Origin of the sequence: Hoeflea sp. Naph1, from assembly GCF_046837775.1 — a bacterium.
Taxonomy (GTDB): domain Bacteria; phylum Pseudomonadota; class Alphaproteobacteria; order Rhizobiales; family Rhizobiaceae; genus Hoeflea.
Map to the genome: position 1 here is coordinate 128,496 of NZ_CP177286.1, position 16,527 is coordinate 145,022.

16 protein-coding genes and 1 tRNA gene are annotated in these 16,527 nt (G+C 55.6%); 14 read left to right on the forward strand and 3 right to left on the reverse strand.

The window, feature by feature from the left end:
* Positions 1 to 151: 151 nt before the first annotated feature.
* Together ACK6D9_RS00645 and ACK6D9_RS00650 are read left to right on the forward strand one after the other, a co-directional pair.
* On the forward strand, positions 152 to 1,372 hold the full coding sequence (locus ACK6D9_RS00645) for a L,D-transpeptidase family protein (RefSeq protein ID WP_412051701.1): 1,221 nt from the start codon (positions 152 to 154) through the stop codon (positions 1,370 to 1,372).
* Positions 1,357 to 1,605: a sulfurtransferase TusA family protein gene (locus ACK6D9_RS00650; protein WP_322989209.1), complete on the forward strand. Its 249-nt coding sequence runs from the start codon at positions 1,357 to 1,359 to the stop codon at positions 1,603 to 1,605. Before ACK6D9_RS00645 ends, ACK6D9_RS00650 begins: the two co-directional genes overlap by 16 nt.
* Before the next feature lie 7 nt (positions 1,606 to 1,612).
* Here the strand turns inward: ACK6D9_RS00650 and ACK6D9_RS00655 are convergent, their stop codons facing one another.
* Together ACK6D9_RS00655 and ACK6D9_RS00660 are read right to left on the reverse strand one after the other, a co-directional pair.
* On the reverse strand, positions 1,613 to 2,782 hold the full coding sequence (locus tag ACK6D9_RS00655; RefSeq protein ID WP_412050244.1) for a CobW family GTP-binding protein: 1,170 nt from the start codon (positions 2,780 to 2,782) through the stop codon (positions 1,613 to 1,615).
* A gap of 21 nt (positions 2,783 to 2,803) precedes the next feature.
* Positions 2,804 to 4,003 carry a D-alanyl-D-alanine carboxypeptidase family protein gene (locus tag ACK6D9_RS00660; protein ID WP_412050245.1) on the reverse strand — a complete coding sequence of 400 codons (1,200 nt, stop codon included), beginning with the start codon at positions 4,001 to 4,003 and terminating at the stop codon, positions 2,804 to 2,806.
* Positions 4,004 to 4,208: 205 nt separating this feature from the next.
* Between ACK6D9_RS00660 and ACK6D9_RS00665 the strand changes: the two genes are divergently transcribed.
* Both ACK6D9_RS00665 and ACK6D9_RS00670 read left to right on the forward strand, forming a co-directional pair.
* Positions 4,209 to 5,375: a M20 aminoacylase family protein gene (locus ACK6D9_RS00665; protein ID WP_322988487.1), complete on the forward strand. Its 1,167-nt coding sequence runs from the start codon at positions 4,209 to 4,211 to the stop codon at positions 5,373 to 5,375.
* A gap of 178 nt (positions 5,376 to 5,553) precedes the next feature.
* Positions 5,554 to 5,629, forward strand: a tRNA-Arg gene (locus ACK6D9_RS00670).
* Here ACK6D9_RS00670 and ACK6D9_RS00675 read toward each other — a convergent pair.
* Positions 5,624 to 5,854, reverse strand: a complete 231-nt coding sequence (locus ACK6D9_RS00675; protein ID WP_412050246.1) for a hypothetical protein — start codon at positions 5,852 to 5,854, stop codon at positions 5,624 to 5,626. The two genes, ACK6D9_RS00670 and ACK6D9_RS00675, sit on opposite strands and share 6 nt — an antisense overlap.
* A gap of 198 nt (positions 5,855 to 6,052) precedes the next feature.
* On the opposite strand from ACK6D9_RS00675, the gene ACK6D9_RS00680 reads away from it, so the two are divergent.
* The 10 genes from ACK6D9_RS00680 (at position 6,053) to ACK6D9_RS00725 (ending at position 16,421) form a co-directional block, all read left to right on the forward strand.
* Positions 6,053 to 8,866, forward strand: coding sequence for a class I SAM-dependent DNA methyltransferase (locus ACK6D9_RS00680; RefSeq protein WP_412050247.1), 2,814 nt, complete (start codon positions 6,053 to 6,055; stop codon positions 8,864 to 8,866).
* A complete protein-coding gene (locus ACK6D9_RS00685) occupies positions 8,853 to 9,206 on the forward strand; it encodes a DUF2513 domain-containing protein (RefSeq protein WP_412050248.1) in 354 nt (117 codons plus the stop codon). Before ACK6D9_RS00680 ends, ACK6D9_RS00685 begins: the two co-directional genes overlap by 14 nt.
* Before the next feature lie 256 nt (positions 9,207 to 9,462).
* Positions 9,463 to 11,631: a hypothetical protein gene (locus tag ACK6D9_RS00690; RefSeq protein ID WP_412050249.1), complete on the forward strand. Its 2,169-nt coding sequence runs from the start codon at positions 9,463 to 9,465 to the stop codon at positions 11,629 to 11,631.
* 1,196 nt (positions 11,632 to 12,827) lie between these two features.
* Positions 12,828 to 13,067, forward strand: coding sequence for a hypothetical protein (locus ACK6D9_RS00695; protein ID WP_412050250.1), 240 nt, complete (start codon positions 12,828 to 12,830; stop codon positions 13,065 to 13,067).
* 190 nt (positions 13,068 to 13,257) lie between these two features.
* On the forward strand, positions 13,258 to 13,767 hold the full coding sequence (locus ACK6D9_RS00700; protein ID WP_412050251.1) for an antirestriction protein ArdA: 510 nt from the start codon (positions 13,258 to 13,260) through the stop codon (positions 13,765 to 13,767).
* 460 nt (positions 13,768 to 14,227) lie between these two features.
* Positions 14,228 to 14,650 (forward strand): hypothetical protein, encoded by a 423-nt coding sequence (locus ACK6D9_RS00705; RefSeq protein ID WP_412050252.1) that lies wholly within the window; start codon positions 14,228 to 14,230, stop codon positions 14,648 to 14,650.
* Positions 14,651 to 14,812: 162 nt separating this feature from the next.
* Positions 14,813 to 15,436: a hypothetical protein gene (locus ACK6D9_RS00710; protein ID WP_412050253.1), complete on the forward strand. Its 624-nt coding sequence runs from the start codon at positions 14,813 to 14,815 to the stop codon at positions 15,434 to 15,436.
* A gap of 15 nt (positions 15,437 to 15,451) precedes the next feature.
* Positions 15,452 to 15,856, forward strand: a complete 405-nt coding sequence (locus tag ACK6D9_RS00715) for a hypothetical protein (protein WP_412050254.1) — start codon at positions 15,452 to 15,454, stop codon at positions 15,854 to 15,856.
* Complete coding sequence (locus tag ACK6D9_RS00720) at positions 15,853 to 16,170, forward strand: hypothetical protein (protein WP_412050255.1); 318 nt, start codon at positions 15,853 to 15,855, stop codon at positions 16,168 to 16,170. The genes ACK6D9_RS00715 and ACK6D9_RS00720 overlap by 4 nt, the downstream gene beginning before the upstream one ends.
* On the forward strand, positions 16,167 to 16,421 hold the full coding sequence (locus ACK6D9_RS00725) for a hypothetical protein (protein WP_412050256.1): 255 nt from the start codon (positions 16,167 to 16,169) through the stop codon (positions 16,419 to 16,421). Before ACK6D9_RS00720 ends, ACK6D9_RS00725 begins: the two co-directional genes overlap by 4 nt.
* The last annotated feature ends 106 nt before the right edge of the window (positions 16,422 to 16,527 follow it).

The window sequence follows — 16,527 nt, forward strand, 5'->3', positions numbered from 1 at the left end:
AAATGGCTTTCCCCTGGGACAGGCCGTGGCGGTAAGGCTTCATGAACCATGTTGGTTATAATATTGCGTTGATTTCTCAGGCCCGGCGGCACCGGCAGGGCCGTCAATCCGCAACAGCAATGGCATATTGCAAAATCCGAGAGCTCCGATGATGTCGATCAGAATGTTGCGCTTTGTTCCCCTCCTCTTGCTGGGGCTGACCGGCTGTCAGGATGCGCTGGATTCAGTTGCCAACAAGGTTGAGCACCCGCTGCCCGCCAAGCTCGTCAACAAGATGAAGGCGAACGACATGAGCACGCGCTCGCCGATCATGATGCGTATCTTCAAGGAGGAAGGCGCGCTTGAGATCTGGAAGCAGAAGGGCAATGGCCGCTACGATCTGATCGCCTCCTACGAAATCTGCAAATGGTCGGGCAAGCTCGGCCCCAAGTTCAAGGAAGGCGACCGCCAGGCACCGGAAGGCTATTACCGGATCTACCCGTCGCAGATGAACCCGCGATCGAGCTACTACCTCTCCTTTAACATGGGTTACCCCAACAGCTATGACCGGGCCCATGGCCGCAACGGAAGCAATCTGATGGTCCATGGCGCCTGCTCTTCGGCCGGGTGCTACTCCATGACCGATGAACAGGTGCTCGAAATTTACGGCTTTGCCCGCGACGCCTTCAAGGGCGGCCAGGAATACTTCATGGTCGAGGCATTCCCGTTCCGGATGACACCGGAGAACATGGCTCGCCACCGCGACAACGAACATTTCGAATTCTGGAAGATGCTGAAGGCCGGCTACGACCAGTTCGAACTGACCAAGCGGCCCGCCAAGGTCGAAGTCTGCGAGCGGCGTTACGTGTTCAACCAGGTGCCGCAGATCGAGAATGCGGCGTTCCGGTCGACCGAAGCCTGCCCGCCGGCAAGTTTGCCGCCAAGCCTGGCCTCGGCCTATTCCGGCTATGAGAAGACCTGGAACCAGAATTTTGCCAAGGCGGTTGCCAAATTCGAGCACGATGAGAACCGGCAACTCGCTGCCGCTCAGGCCAAAGCCGAGGCCGAACAGGAACGCGCCGAACGCGAAGCCGCGCGGGAAGCAAGAATTGCCGCCAATGGTGGTCAGTCCGCTCCCGCGGTTCTGAGCCTGTTTTCAACCGGCAACCCGTTGAAGGCATTGGCGGCTCAACCCACACCTACACCTGCTTCCCAAAGCGCAGCACCTGAAGCACCTGTTGCGGCCGAAACCGCCATACCGGCTGATCAGATGGCAGAGGCGGCCGACGTGCCTGTGCCGGCAGCAAACCCGCTGGCGCCCGCGCCGATGGCCAATGCCGCCGCGGATTCGAAGCCAAAAAAGCCGCTCTGGAAAATATGGAGCAGCAATTGAGCGGCAGCGAAGACGACGCGCTCGACTTGCGCGGACTGAAATGCCCACTGCCGGTATTACGCGCCCGCAAGCACCTGCGCAGCCTGAAGAGCGGCGCCCGCATCCGCATTGAAACCACCGATCCGCTTGCGGTAATCGATATCCCGCATTTTTGCCGTGAGGACGGCCATCAGCTTGTCAGTGCCGGGCCGGCCGACGACGGCGGTCACGTTTTCGTGATTGCCAGAGCTTGAGGCGCATTCAGCGTCGCACCGGAGCCCCGGGGATGGCCAGCGGGTTATCAACCAACGCCGCCCGGTCGGCACGTCCGATGCCAGGTTCGCCGGCAAAACTTGCGAACAATTCGGCCACAAATCCCTCCGGCATGTCCCGCGTGATCACCACCAACCGCGTCTTCTCTTCCGCTCCTTCGGGCCATGCCGACAGCCGTTGCGGCTCCGACATCAGGCTCTGAACCGCATGTAGCAGCAGCGGCCGCGATGGATCATCCGACAGCCGCACGATCGCCTTCATCCGCAATAGATTGGGTCCATGCGCCGAGCGCAGCAGGTCGAGAAACATCGCCAGTGTTTCCGGCGAGATCGCCTGCTTACTGACGAACGTATCGGCACGGATATGCGAATCATGCCGGTTCACATCATGGTGGTGCCCGTGCTCATGGCCGTGCCCATCATGGGAATGTCCAATTTCACCATCGCCATGGTGATGATCACCGCTCCCGCCTTCAAGCCAGCGCGCCACATCCATCGAGCGGGTGGCCGGGTCATAGACACCGCTGTCAAACAGGCTCTTGGCGTCAAGGTCAGGATCTTCGGCGTCCACCACTCGCGCCAGCGGGTTGAGCGCTGAAAGCCGCGCCCGCAGCGCCTCGGTGTTCGCCGCAAGACTGATCTTTGAAATCACCAGCGTGTCGGCCACCGCCACCTGCCTGCGCGCCTCCTCGTGCGCTTCAAGCGTCGCCAGGCCGTTGACGGCGTCGACCACACTCACCAGACCTTCCAGCCGATAGGACTGGCCCAACGCAGGATGGCCAATTACCGATTGCATCACCGGTACCGGGTCGGCCAGGCCCGTGGTCTCGATCACCACCCGCGAGAACGGTCGAATACGGCCCGTCTGCATGCGGTCCATCAGATCCGCGAGGGTGTCGACCAGTTCGCCGCGCACCGTGCAACACAGGCAGCCATCGGAGAGCTCAATGACCCCGTCCGCCGACCGCTCGACCAGCAGATGGTCAATGCCGACATCACCGAATTCGTTGATGATCAAGGCCGCGTCACTGAGCCAGGGATCGCCAATCAGCCGATTGAGCAGCGTGGTCTTGCCGGCGCCGAGAAACCCGGTGAGAATCGACACCGGGACGGAGCGGGGTGCGCTCCATGACGGGGCGGATGACGTATCACTGGTCATTGGCAGGCCTTTTTCGCGCAATCAGATTTCAGGCCGTGGCACTGGCACCGGCACTGTCTTGGCGGGGCGCAGCGGCATGGTTTCCGCAGCCGCGGCCGGCGTTGTGAAGGCGGAGGCCGAAAACGGCGCTTCGCTTCCCGCCAGCGTGTCCAGCGGCCGTGGCGTCGGGATCGGGATCCGCGACAGCGCCACTTCCGAGGGCTTCAGCGTCGGGCTCATGGGTGCCTGTGCCAGTCTTGGCTCGCGCGTCATCGCCACGATATAGGGTGATTTGAACACAAGCTTGCCATTCACATCGCGGCCGTCATAACGCTTCGCGCGCGCCTCCGGTGTACAGATTTCGCCGGAAATGTCGGCTACCACGTCACGCCCTTCGCCGTAGGGTGCAAGGGTCGACAGCGTCGGGCTACCCAGAGCGGGTGTGGTCAGCGCTTCCTGCAGCAACCGCGCCGATTCGTCTGCGCGGGCCTCCTGCGACGGCGCACCCAGTACCACCGAAATCGCGGTCTTTCCGTTCCGGGTCGCCGAGGATACCTGGTTGAATCCCGAGGCACAGATGAAGCCGGTCTTCATGCCGTTGGCACCATCAAACCGGCCGATCAACAAATTGTAATTGGCGACGGCTTTGTTGCCGACCGCAAACCCCTCATAGGCGAAATAGCGCTGGAATTCGGGAAAGTCCCGGCGTACCGCGATGGCCAGCAACGCGAGATCATGCGCGGTCGTGTACTGGCCCTCACCCGGCATCCCATTGGGGTTGATGAACCGGGTCGAGCGCATGCCCAGCCGCAGCGCAGTCGCATTCATTTCAGCGACAAACGCCTCTTCCGAGCCCGACACCGCTTCAGCGAGCGCCACGGCAACATCATTGGCCGATTTGACCAGCAGGAATTTCAACGCCGAATCCAGCGGAAACCGTTCTCCCGGCTTGAAATACATCTTGCTCGGCTTTTCCTTGGCCGCCCGCGCCGACATCGTGATCGGCGTATCGAGCGTCATCTGACCCGATTTAACGGCACGGAAAGTGACATAGGCGGTCATGATTTTGGTTAGCGATGCAGGGTACCAGCGCTGGAACGCCTGTTCATGTTCGATCACACGGCCCGAAGCGGCATCGACGACAATTTTCGGCTCGGCCGAAGCCTGAAGCGCCGGTAGCAACGCCAACCCCAGCAAGGTCAATCCGGCAACAGTCCGGCGCATCTGCGACAACAAGTTCATTCTGGACTTCCGGTTTTCCATGATTTTTCAGTGATTTCCTGTCGCCGCCTAGTGAATCCACGCACCATCAAGGCCGTTCCACCCGCCGCTTTACTCTCGTCAACTGCGCCTACTTAGCCTATATGGCAGATAGATGGCAAAAGGCGATATCAAGGTTGCAGCCTTTGCCGCAGGAACACCGATACAACAACCATAGGGGTGGAGAATGCAACTGGTTGATGGCGTTGTTGCCAACAAGGACGAAATTGCCGAGTGGCGCCGCGCGCTTCATGCCGCTCCCGAATTGCTGTTCGATGTACATAACACGGCCGCTTTCGTTGCCGACAAGCTCAAGGCCTTCGGATGCGATGAAGTCGTCACCGGCATCGGTCGCACCGGCGTGGTCGGGATCATTCACGGTCGCCCCGGCGGCAACGGTCCGGCGATCGGCCTGCGCGCCGACATGGACGCCTTGCCAATCAAGGAAACAACCGGCGCGCCATGGGCCTCGCGCACCCCCGGCAAGATGCACGCCTGCGGCCATGATGGCCACACCGCCATGCTGCTGGGCGCGGCAAGGCATCTGGCCGCAACCCGCAATTTCACCGGCTCCGTGGCGGTGATTTTCCAGCCCGCCGAAGAAGGCGGCGGTGGTGGCCGTGAAATGGTCAATGACGGCATGATGGAGCGTTTCGGCATCACAAAAGTGTTCGGCATGCACAATTTGCCAGGCTTGCCGGTCGGTCAGTTTGCCATCTGCAAGGGTCCGATCATGGCGGCAACCGACCTCTTCGACGTGACCATTACCGGGCGCGGCGGCCACGCTGCCATGCCGCACCAGACCGTCGATCCGATCGTCGCCGGCGCCGCCATCGTCTCCTCGCTGCAATCGATCACCTCGCGTCAGGCCAATCCGCTGGAGCCGTTGGTCATCTCGATCACCAAATTCCTGGGCGGCTCCGCCTACAACGTCATTCCCGAAACCGTTGAAATGGCCGGCACCGTGCGCACGCTGTCACCCGAAATGCGTGACATGGCTGAAACCCGCATCGGTGAAATCGTTCGTGGCATCGCGACCGCGCATGGCGCCGAGGCGAAACTGGAGTATCTGCGCAATTACCCGGTGACCTTCAACCACGCCGATGAGACCGATTTCGCCGCAGACGTGGCCGAACGTACTGCCGGTCCGGGCATGGTCGATCGTGCCGTGGCGCCGACCATGGGCGGTGAGGATTTCTCCTTCATGCTCGAGGCCCGCCCCGGCGCCTTTATCTGGGTCGGCAATGGCGATACTGCCAACCTTCACCACCCCGCCTATGATTTCAACGACGCAGCGATCCCCATCGGCGTTTCCTATTGGGTCAATCTGGCCGAAAAAGCGCTGGCTGCCTGAGAGGTTTTTTCGGATGGGGCGGCACAATATCGCCCTGTCCCCAACCTCACGCCACGCTGCGGCCTCTCGTCACCTCTCGGCGGCCCGCAGCAAACGCCTACGCACACTTGAGCGCGGCGCGACGGCGTCGTTCGCATATTGTGGAACGTTGCGGTTTTCTGTATGCACATTCGCGCGTGGTCCCGTAGCTCAGGGGATAGAGCACAGGATTCCTAATCCTGGTGTCGCAGGTTCGAATCCTGCCGGGATCACCACTTTACAAGGGTTTCAACCTTATTAAATCCTAAATTGGGCTCGCCTGTTACAACTCCGGAACAATTTTTGCCAAAAATTTCTAATTGAAGACTCCAGAAGACCGCCAGTCCCTGCAGCACAAGCAATCCAAAGGGGTAGCCCTTTTGATTCGGAGCCACTCTAAAGACACCGTATTTCATGTTCCCAGTTTCCATGGGCTCCATCGTTGCAATGTTTTTTTGCACTTGCCCCCTGAGAAACCGCCTTTTGGAAATTCTGTTGCGCGGCCTAAAGCCATTCGATGGAACCGCATTAGATCAATTCGTGACAGATGCAGGCACGAAAACGGCTAAAACACGACGACACTCCCCTTGCCAAGATGCGCGCCATACGCGAACGTCGGAAGTAATTTGAATAAAATCGAGTGAAAGACCACCCAGACGATGCGGCTATCATGGAATGAAATCCGCGCCCGAGCAGCGACGTTTGCCAAAGAGTGGGCAAATGATGGCTATGAAAAAGGCCAGACCCAGCTTTTCTATCGGGACTTTTTCGACGTGTTCGGCGTGCCCGTTAAGCGGGTTGCTTCTTTTGAGGAGCCCGTCAACAACCTCGGTGACAAGCGGGGCTATATAGACCTGTTTTGGAAGGGCGTTCTGCTGGTCGAGCAGAAGAGTGTGGGCCGTGACCTGAAAAAGGCCAAGAAGCAGGCGCTCGACTATTTCCCTGGACTTAAAGATTCTGATCTCCCCCGCTACATCCTCTTAAGCGATTTTCGGACGTTCGAGCTGTACGACCTTGAGGAAGACGAGGCCGTTGCGTTCCCGCTTTCCGAGTTGGTCAAGAACGTGGAAAAACTGGGCTTCATTCTCGGGCTCCAAAAACGCACATTCAAAGACCAAGACCCCGTCAACATCAAAGCGTCCGAGCTGGTCGGTAAGCTTCATGATGCACTTGAAGAGGCAGGGTATACAGGTCACGACCTTGAGCAGTTTCTGGTGCGGATTGTGTTCTGCCTGTTTGCTGATGACACGGGGATTTTCGAACCGCGAGACATCTTCCTCGACCTGCTAGAAACCCGCACCCGTGAAGATGGTTCGGACATGGGCGGTTGGCTTGCCCAGCTCTTTCAGGTGCTCAACACACCCGAAGACAAGAGGCCGAATAACTTAGACGAGGATTTGGCGAAGTTCCCCTATGTGAACGGTGCTCTGTTCAGCAGCCCCTTGCTGATTCCGTCTTTTGACACAGGCATGCGTCAGCGCCTGATTGATGCGGGCCGCTTTGACTGGTCAGGCATCTCCCCCGCGATTTTCGGTTCGCTCTTTCAATCCGTCATGAACAGCGCTGAGCGGCGGGCGGCAGGAGCGCACTACACGACCGAGAAGAATATTCTGAAAGTTATTCAGCCGCTCTTTCTGGACGAGCTGCGAGCGGAATTTGAGCGCGTTCGTGGGCGCAAGGACAGTCGCCGCCGTGTTGAGCTGCAAGCGTTCCAAAAAAGGCTTGGCGAGCTTCACTTTTTTGACCCTGCCTGTGGCTGCGGTAACTTTCTGATTATCGCCTATCGCGAGCTGCGCGCCCTTGAGATTGAAGTCATTCGGGAGTTGCGAGCCTATTCAGCGCCAGATGGACAGCAAGAGCTTGATGCGGCCGAGCTGTCCATGGTCAACGTCGATCAGTTCTATGGCATCGAGATTGGCGAGTTCCCTGCCCGCATCGCCGAGACCGCGCTGTGGATGATGGATCACATCATGAACAGCCGCCTCAGCCTTGAGTTCGGGCAGACCTATGTGCGGATTCCGCTTCGGAAGTCACCGCATATCTTGCACGGCGATGCGCTGGAAACGGATTGGGAAGGCTTTCTGCCTCCTGCCAAGTGTTCTTATGTGTTCGGCAACCCGCCTTTTATCGGGGCCAAGTACCAAAGCGACGAGCAGCGGGCACAGGTGCGCCGCATTGCCGACCTTGGGAAAACAGGCGGCACCCTCGATTATGTGACGGCGTGGTTCATCAAGGCAGGGGAATACGTGAAGGGCAGCAAAGCCAGCATTGGCTTTGTGTCCACCAATTCCATCACGCAGGGCGAGCAGGTTGCCCAGCTTTGGCCCATCCTGTTTGACCGCTGCAAATTGGAAATTGCTTTTGCCCACCGAACCTTTGCGTGGGGTTCAGACGCCCGAGGCAAAGCCCATGTGCATGTGGTGATTATCGGCCTCACCAAGGCCGACCGCACACCAAAGGTCAGGCGGTTGTTCTCCTATGACGACATCAACGGCGAGCCGCACGAGAGCCAGCACGCGGCGATTTCGCCGTATCTGTTTGACGCTGGCAAGCTCGCTAATCCGCATGTGGTTGTGAAAGAGGTTGGGCGACCGAAAAATAGCTTGCCGCAGTTGTTGAGTGGTTCGCAGCCAATCGATGACGGAAACTATATCTTCGATGCTGACCAGCGAGCAGCTTTCCTTACCGAGGAGCCGCTAGCAACGAAATTCCTTCGGCCCTATTTAGGGTCACGTGAGCACATAAACGGTGGGGCGCGCTGGATTTTGTCGTTACAAAAGGCCAGTCCCAGCGATTTGAAGGCTATGCCCAAGGTCGTTGAGCGGATGCGGGCTGTCAAAGCTTTTCGCGCAAAAAGCAAGCGCAAGAGCACATTGGCCATTTCAGACTATCCCGAGAAATTTAATGTTGAGGTTATTCCCCCCACGTCCTTCTTGGTAATTCCGAAAGTCAGCTCGATACGGCGGGAGTACATCCCTATCGGATGGGTAGAGCCTCCAACAATTCCGAGCGACCTCCTGTTTGTACTTAATGGCGCGAGTAAACCCGTCTTTTCCCTTCTGACCTCAGCAATGCACATGAGCTGGCTTCGATACATGGGGGGACGCTTAAAGAGCGATTATCGGTATTCCATCGGCCTCGTTTACAACACGTTCCCAATGCCGCCAGCATCCGACACGGCATTAAAGAAGCTGGAGCCGCTGGCGCAGGCTGTGCTTGATGCGCGAGCCTCTCATGTGAGCGCAACGCTCGCCGACCTGTACGACCCCGACCTTATGCCGTCCAATCTGCGCAAAGCGCATCAGGCGCTCGACGGTGCTGTCGACAGGCTTTACCGCAAGAGCGGATTTTCATCCGATAGTGAGCGGGTGGAGCATCTTCTGGGACTGTATGAGAAGATGATTGTGCCGTTAACTGCGACCGAGAAGCCAAAGCAAGGTAGAAAACGAAAGGCAAGCCATGAAGCGGGATGATGATTATATTCGTCAGTTGCTCTTAGAGTCCGAAGCATCTTCGGAGCCTTATCTTATGGCCGTGCAACACCTCAGCATGACTACCGAGGAACAAAAACGGCACCAACATGCGGAATTGCTATGTGATGCGGGCTTCTTTGAAGCCGTCAATAAAGGGGTCTATCGGATAACCAATCAGGGGCACGACTACCTCGCAGCCGTTCGGTCGGACACAGTTTGGAATAAAACGAAAGAGTCCGCAGGCCAGCTAGGCGGCGTAACGCTTGGTATCATGAGAGATTTGGCGGTTGGCTATATAAAACAGGAAGCAAAAATTAAGCTGGGCATTGATTTGGGTTGATACGAAGAAAGACAAGACGCCGCACCGCATATAACAAGCACATATAATCTGTATTGTAAAAATGCATTGCCCGAAAGCATCCATTCCCATTTGGGCATATTATATTTTTCACAACAACTATTGACCTTTGAATAATATCGACTGACCATAAAAAAGCACCACGTCATAGGGCAGGAACCCTCGATGGTGCTTTTCTAGGAGTGTTTTCATATGATCTATTATATAAGCATTGCTGTAAAGACCCAACACAGCGAAAATGGATGGAATTAAGGAATTTATTCCTGCGCATTGCCTCAATGGCAATCCACATCTAGCCCATGCCGAGCTCATGACATCGGCGCAAGAGCAGGCCTTCACCGATTGGCTTGAAGAAGCCAGTCGGTTGAAAGCGAAGAAGGCCGATCGGCGGCGCAAAGCGGAAATCCAAAAGCGGAAAGCAAAAGCATCCCTTCCCGAGCGGCTAGCAGCGCAAACAGCCCTCATTGAAGCAAATGGCGGTCGGCTGCCGCCCCGCTGGCGCTATGAGATGGTCACCGAGACCAAAGACGGCAAGACGGTCGAACAGATCAAGCGGATTGCTAATCGTCCCGCCCACATCTCGGCATATCCGTATGATCCAGCCATCGATGGTCCATCGCTCGGCAAGATGTGGCAAAAGGCTGCCGAGCGCCAGGCCAGAATAGATGAAGGCTTCAGACTAAGTGAGGACATCATCCTCTCGGGCTGTCTCGTCCGCTCTGGGTTGAAGTTTGAAGGATTCAAATCCGAAGCGCTTGGCACGAAATCCGCCCTTCGCTGGCCCGCCCTCGTTCATAAATCACGAAGCATGCGCGTCTGCTGGCATCGGGGGGAACACAGCGACGTCGAGATCAAACTAGCTGAAGGGCGGATGGAAGGCGTTCCAGATTGGATGCTGGCAGAGTTCGAAAACAGCCTTGCACAGGACAAGGAAGCCGCCACAGGTGCGGCAGAAGGCGATGTGTACACACGCGTTTTGGAGCCCGCACACTTCAAAATCCTGGGTATGGATGCTCCAATCGTCGAAGGCAACAAGACGCTGTTAGGCTTCCTGCGCTTTGACACTGATCTGGTCTGGAGAAGCATCGATCATCTGATGAAGGCACTCAACAAGAAAGTGAAGGCCAAGAAGATCAGATCGCTGCCAAATTTCATTGTCGGGATCAGGACGGCCGACGGCCGGCTGATCCGCCCTCACCTGATTTGGCTCCTGCCCATCAACAGCGGGGTCTTGAACGTCGACAACAAATTTCTCAGGAAGTTTAAGGCCGTCTATTACGGCTTATGCCGAGCGCTAGCTGACCTCGGGGCCGATCCAGAGGCACCAGCGACATCACAACTGGTCAAGAACCCGTTGTCACCTCTCTATCATACAGAATGCCCTTCAGATGAGTGGCCTTCTCTAGATGAACATGCAGCATACCTGGACATGAGCCTTGATCGGGCGAAACTGATGCGCGAAAACATTGCGACAGTGACTGGCGAGACATTCCGCCACTCAAATGAGTTCTTCAACGGCTGCCTCGATGCCGCCAGGAGCCTGATGGTCCAGTGGGATAAGGACCACGATCCGATGTATCTCGAAGCGCTGGCAAGTGGAGACCGCGATCCTCTCATCAACCGCCTACAGAAAGAGCTTACATCCTTGGTCGCCAGCCAAGGAATGAAGCCAAAATCGATCAAGTATGCGCGGCGCAAGGTGGCAACCTGGGTCGTCAACACGTGGAACCCGAATAAGATTTCAGGCAAATCAATGCGATCGCCTGGCCGTCTGCAACACCTAGTTTCTGAAATCCGCGGCGTGAAGGAGCGCCAAGCGTTTGCAGGTCGCTACACTGCTGCAGTCAGAGCCGACAAGACAATTGAGCGCCTGATAGAAGCCTGGAACCGATGCACCGCTGATGGCAAAGGCATCCCTTCGAAAACTGCGCTGGCGAAGACATCGGGCTTATCCAGACAGACGGTCCATAATCGCTTCGAAGAGCTGCAGTCAGCGATCGGAGTAACGAGTGTAAAAGACGCTCTTTGTTATATAGGCAGGGTATCTACGCACATTCCAAAAAAACCTATTCAAACCATTGGCCAGCCATCAGAGAACGGTAGGTCATCTGAAACCAGACCAGCACGTCCCTGCATGATCGACAGCTTAGTCATCGCAAACGACAACGAAACTGACAACGAGGCTCTGGCGGAACACGAGGCTTGGATCGCGTTCCAGGAGCACAGGGATTGCAGGGATTCCGTGATGGATACGGTGATCGACATCGTTTCAAAATCATCTGAGCCAACGATGCGACACTGGCGGCGCTGTGGCGGTTCGCCAACCGCAATTGACGTTGATGACGACTATATCGTTTGCCCGCCAGATGGCCTGTTCTTCGCCTCAGATGCAGTTAAAGCTGCCTGATGGGTGATGGTCAGTTTTGCGATGAAAGGCATGCCAGAGGCTTGCAGGAAGGCCTTTCAAGCCATCCAGATTGAATGCGGTTTCGGCACCAGTCAGTCCCGCGTCCCATCTTCAATGGCGCTTTGCTGACGCTCCTGTGGCTGATGTCTTTTCCGAAACCGCATGCGCGAATTCCCACGATATCATCGTTACCGATGACCGCCATGCTTATCGTTCCGATATGCTCTCCCTTGCCGAGAGGCACTGCTACAGTGCAGAAATGACCTCAGGTCCATTTCAATTCCCAAAGGTGCTGTACGCCTTCGCAGGGAAGCCCGTACAGTGTGCATGGCCTTTCAGATGACCGAGATATCATCTGAATTGCGTCAGATGTTCACGCCAGCGCGAACTCCAACTGTTCTCGATTTCACTGGGCTACCGAGTCCTTCAATTATTGTGACGTCTCTTTTTCACCGACGTCTCATTCTTGCTGACGTCTCATTTGATCCTGCTTCTGCCGTGCTTCCTCGCGGTCACTGATCCCCTGCACTGTTTTGAAATCCATGGCCGCACGCGGTTCGATACGTGCGACTTCAGCCGCAACCCGAGACCAATGCAGAAAGTCATCGGCCTTCCCAGAACATCGGCATCGCGCAGCCAGTCGCTGCGCATTGTAGTACGAGTTTACGGGATCGGATGAAGCAAGCGCCCGAGCATCAGTCCTGAGGCGGTCGCGATTTTGGCGACGTCTTTCGATGAGCTTCTTAATCTAGCAGAACATAAGCCCTTCCAGAGCCTCGGCGGCGCAACAATTAATTGCACCGCCGCATCGGAAATAGTCAAGGTTGATCACCCACCAACGTGGGTTTCAGGTTTTCGTCCTTTGCATCAAGCATACCGCCCTGCTCACACTGTCAACAGCTTCGCTGTCCTTCACGTTGTTTCGGCCCTCACGGGTGACTGCCGCTCCGCATGCGGTGTGATGTTGGCATCGGACGGGGAACAATCAGTTGGTCCGTGCTGCGCACGGGTTCGAATTGGCTTGCAGCCGCATCGAACGGGGAACAAATCACTACAGGTTTGAACCTCCTAAAATCTTATCGAAATCACCAGGAATGTGTCCGGCATAGAATGCTGTACCCGCGTATTCACCTGGGCTCAATTACAGCGACATGCTATAAATACTTCAATAAAAACAACATATTGAGGTTTCTTCTATGGCTATCAGAATTACAAAAATTACTGGTCTGCATGTCGACATCATCATCGAAGAATTTGAAGACCGCGATGCTGCTGGTCACCTGAACGCGTACTTCGCTGCGATCTACAAGCAAGACAAGGAAGGCTCCTGCAGAACCCAAATAGGACGTTCGCGCATCCCAAACTCAGCGTCCGAAATTCGTCGGGAGATCAAAATCGGTGGGCTCCAGGCATTTCGTCGTCTGGCACACGTTTAACAAGTCACTTCATCACAGGAAAAAGCAAAATGTTCATCCTCCGAACCCTCACATTGCCGATCGCATTTCTCACTTTCGCAGGGCTGTACAGCGCAAGCATCAAGGCCCCCGCAGCAGTAGAGTTTGTCAGCCTTGCGCTTTGCATGATCCTGCCGCTGGTCTTGATCGCAAAGCTTTTGCGGAGGCTGGCATGACGGTTACCCTTCACGCGCTGCCCTATGACATCTGCGCATCAGGCTTCTATTTTCACAGCATCGAAGACTATCAGGTGCTGGCTGCCAAAGCGGTCAACTCCGACGGCCATCCAGTGAAAGAGTTCGAGCTGCAGTTTATCAACGGCAATCCGATCGATGCAGAGCTTGCAAAAGCCTTCCAATTGAATCAATCGAACATCGGTCACTTCCTAAAAGCCGTAGCAGAATGGTCCGACAACCAAAAAACACGATTCATCATCGCTGCTGGTGAAGGGGGCCACTCATTCGATCCGACATCTGGCAACGTCGATGACATCGACATCGACATCTATGAGATCGGGAGCCTTCGCGAGCTTGCCGAGCGATTTATTGATGAAGGCCTGTTCGGCGAGATACCAAAACGCTTGGAATCCTACATCGACTTTGACGCTCTCGCCCGCGATCTCGCGTTCGATTACGCGGAAAAAACGATTGGCGGAAAAAATTTTGTGTTCCGGATTTCGTAAAGATCGGAATTTCCCCGAGGCCGAAGTCTTTAGTTTCGCAGCCACGATTTAATTCTACTTAAATCACCCCCAAATTGTCCGCCGAAACCCGCATTCACGGGCTAAGCCATTGAAACAGCATATCTCGTTTAGGTTGATTTTAATAGACTTCGTTTCGTTAATTCAAGAACTCGTTGTGGAGTTCGGAGGCCTAAATCACCCTCACAGGGTGAGCACGAGTTCTTGAATTAAGTCACTGTTTTTATGAAATAAATGCTCATTCACGCCTCTTGACAACGGCCGCAACCTGTTCCTATCTTCAAGCCACGCTGCTCGTTACGAGTGAGCGACAACGAAAGAGCAATACGACCTATGAGTGTAGACGTGAAGGACCGAGAATGATGTACGCCCTAAGCGCCAGCGGCACCGGGCAACACCTTATCTAGCGGCAGACCAAGACCCTCCCGCGAAAGAAAACAGAATGGAAAAGACAGCGATGAAGAAACCAATCAAAATCGACGAAGAGAACCGTCCCGCAATCCTTGAGGCCTTCAAGCTAGAAAACGGTAGAGCGACCGCCAACACGTTGTCGGGAGCGGAGGCATTCAGGCTTGCGATAGAAGCAGAGCAGGAGCTTGAGAAGCGCGGAATTCCGCTATCAAAACGGAAGGGCGCACAAGCCATTTTTAGCCCTTCGGGGCCTGCAAATGCTTACCAATATAGCATGTTGACAACCTTTTTCGAGATCGAGCGAAACAGCCAAGGTTGGCGGCTAATGAGTGTGCGGAAGGTGACGACAAGGCCGCGATCAACTGGCGGTATGGGCCTCATAATCACCCGCGAACAGGCCAACATCATAACAAAGAAAGCCCTCGAAGGCTTGCACGTTGCACAATACGCATGACGCAGCCCTCTGCCTGAATTCAGGTCCCAGAAATCAGTCCATTGACTGGCTGATTTCGCCCTACCTCTAACAACCCAACCACCACGACGTAGCTTCGGCGCGGTCGGCGGAGCCATGCCAAATCCTTGGCTCCACCCACCAAAACCCAAGAAGGAAAAGCACATGGAAAACAACCAAAACAGCTGGCAGATCGAGCGTAGGCTCAACGAAGACGGAACCCATCAGAACTTTATCACACATCTCAAGGAGCCGCGCTTTACCGCCCGTGTCGTGGCCGTTGATCCCTTTGAGGACTGCCCGATCGAGTCTGAGTCAACGGCCGACCTTACTGCGGGCATCGTCTACAAGATGGATCGTCGGACGGTTCTGTGTGAGACCACCTGGGCTGACACATTGACCCTAAAGGAACATCAATATTGGCTTGCACATGCTGCCATAACGTACCACCGCTTTGCTGGTCATTTCATGCGTTGGAAATTATTGCCGCCCATCGAGGACATGTCAGAAAGGTTGAGGCTCGACCTCAGTGACTGCCGCAAGTGGAGCGACTTCACTACAGTGTTCGGTGACGAAAATGACCGTACCCAAGGCGACCTCGTAGAGCGAATCCAGAAGTTGGCCTGTGTGGTGTCTTCTGGTGAACTCCCTGTTCTTCAGGCCATTTTACACGCTGCTGATTATTCGCGGGTCGCGGACGAGCTCGCTGGCGATGACAACTGGCGTCGATTAAGCCGGACATCAGGCGACCACGTAGAGGCCGTCGCCCTCGCCATCATGCGGGCGTGAAAAGGAGCTTTGCAAATGACCAAATTCGGCCTTCTTCTTAAAATCAGCGGCCTTTCTACAGTCGAGGCGGCAACTTTCGTGAATTCATCGCCCGACGACGTCGGCGGCTGGTCGCGTGGCGATCATACCGCACCAGATCATGTGATTGAGAAAATTCGCCATCTGATAGCCAATCAAGCACAAGCGGCGGATGAGGCATTGGATATCATCGAGCAGCATCGTCCAGACCAGGTCGAGCTCGGATACCCATTAAATGACGATGAAGCGAGATCAATCGGCTGGCCGTGTCTGGCAGCCTGGAAAGCTATGGCCGCGCGTTTCGTTGCCGAATGTCCATCCCCAATCACTCTACTACCCCGCGGCTCGACACCTGCAACAGCAGCAGCAGCCTTTGACCGCCAACTAGGAGAAGAAGCATGAAAACGCCTCAGTTCATCGCGGAACACGAGGTTCTGTGTTACGCATCCACACTCATCTTGACGATCGCGGAAGGTTCTCCGACTGCAGAACTTTTCAACCAGGCATGCCTATTGTGCGAACATCCGACTTCGGAAGAACACGACATTCTGGAGCATTGGATCGTTACCGATTGGCTGGCCAAGAAGCTCGCTGCCCGCGGTGAGACAGTCGACGAAGATTTCGCTGGTCTGCCGATCTGGGGACGGACAAACCACGGACAAGGGATCGAAGAAGACGATGTGATTATCGAAATCTGTGATGCGATCAACGCATGAGGGTATTTCGAAAACGGAACTGGACCTTCTTCAAATGGGAGCCAGAGCCAATTGTATTCGGCCAATACGCGGCTCTCGTAGCTGGCGATCGCGAGGTCGAGCTTGTGTTCACAAAGGCTCAGGATCGTAAATTTCACTGGGAGGTGCTTTGTGATGCCAGAGTTATCGCAGCAGGCATCGAAACGACAAAATCTGCAGCACGACACGCAGCAGAAACAGCAGCCCGAAGAGCGCTGATCCGCATCGCCTGAACACTCACGGCGTGGTTCTTAGTTGAGGTATGTCTCACGCCGTGAGCTTTTTCTTGTCTTACATCTTAGTCCACAATATCATTTTAATAGAATAATAGATTAAACA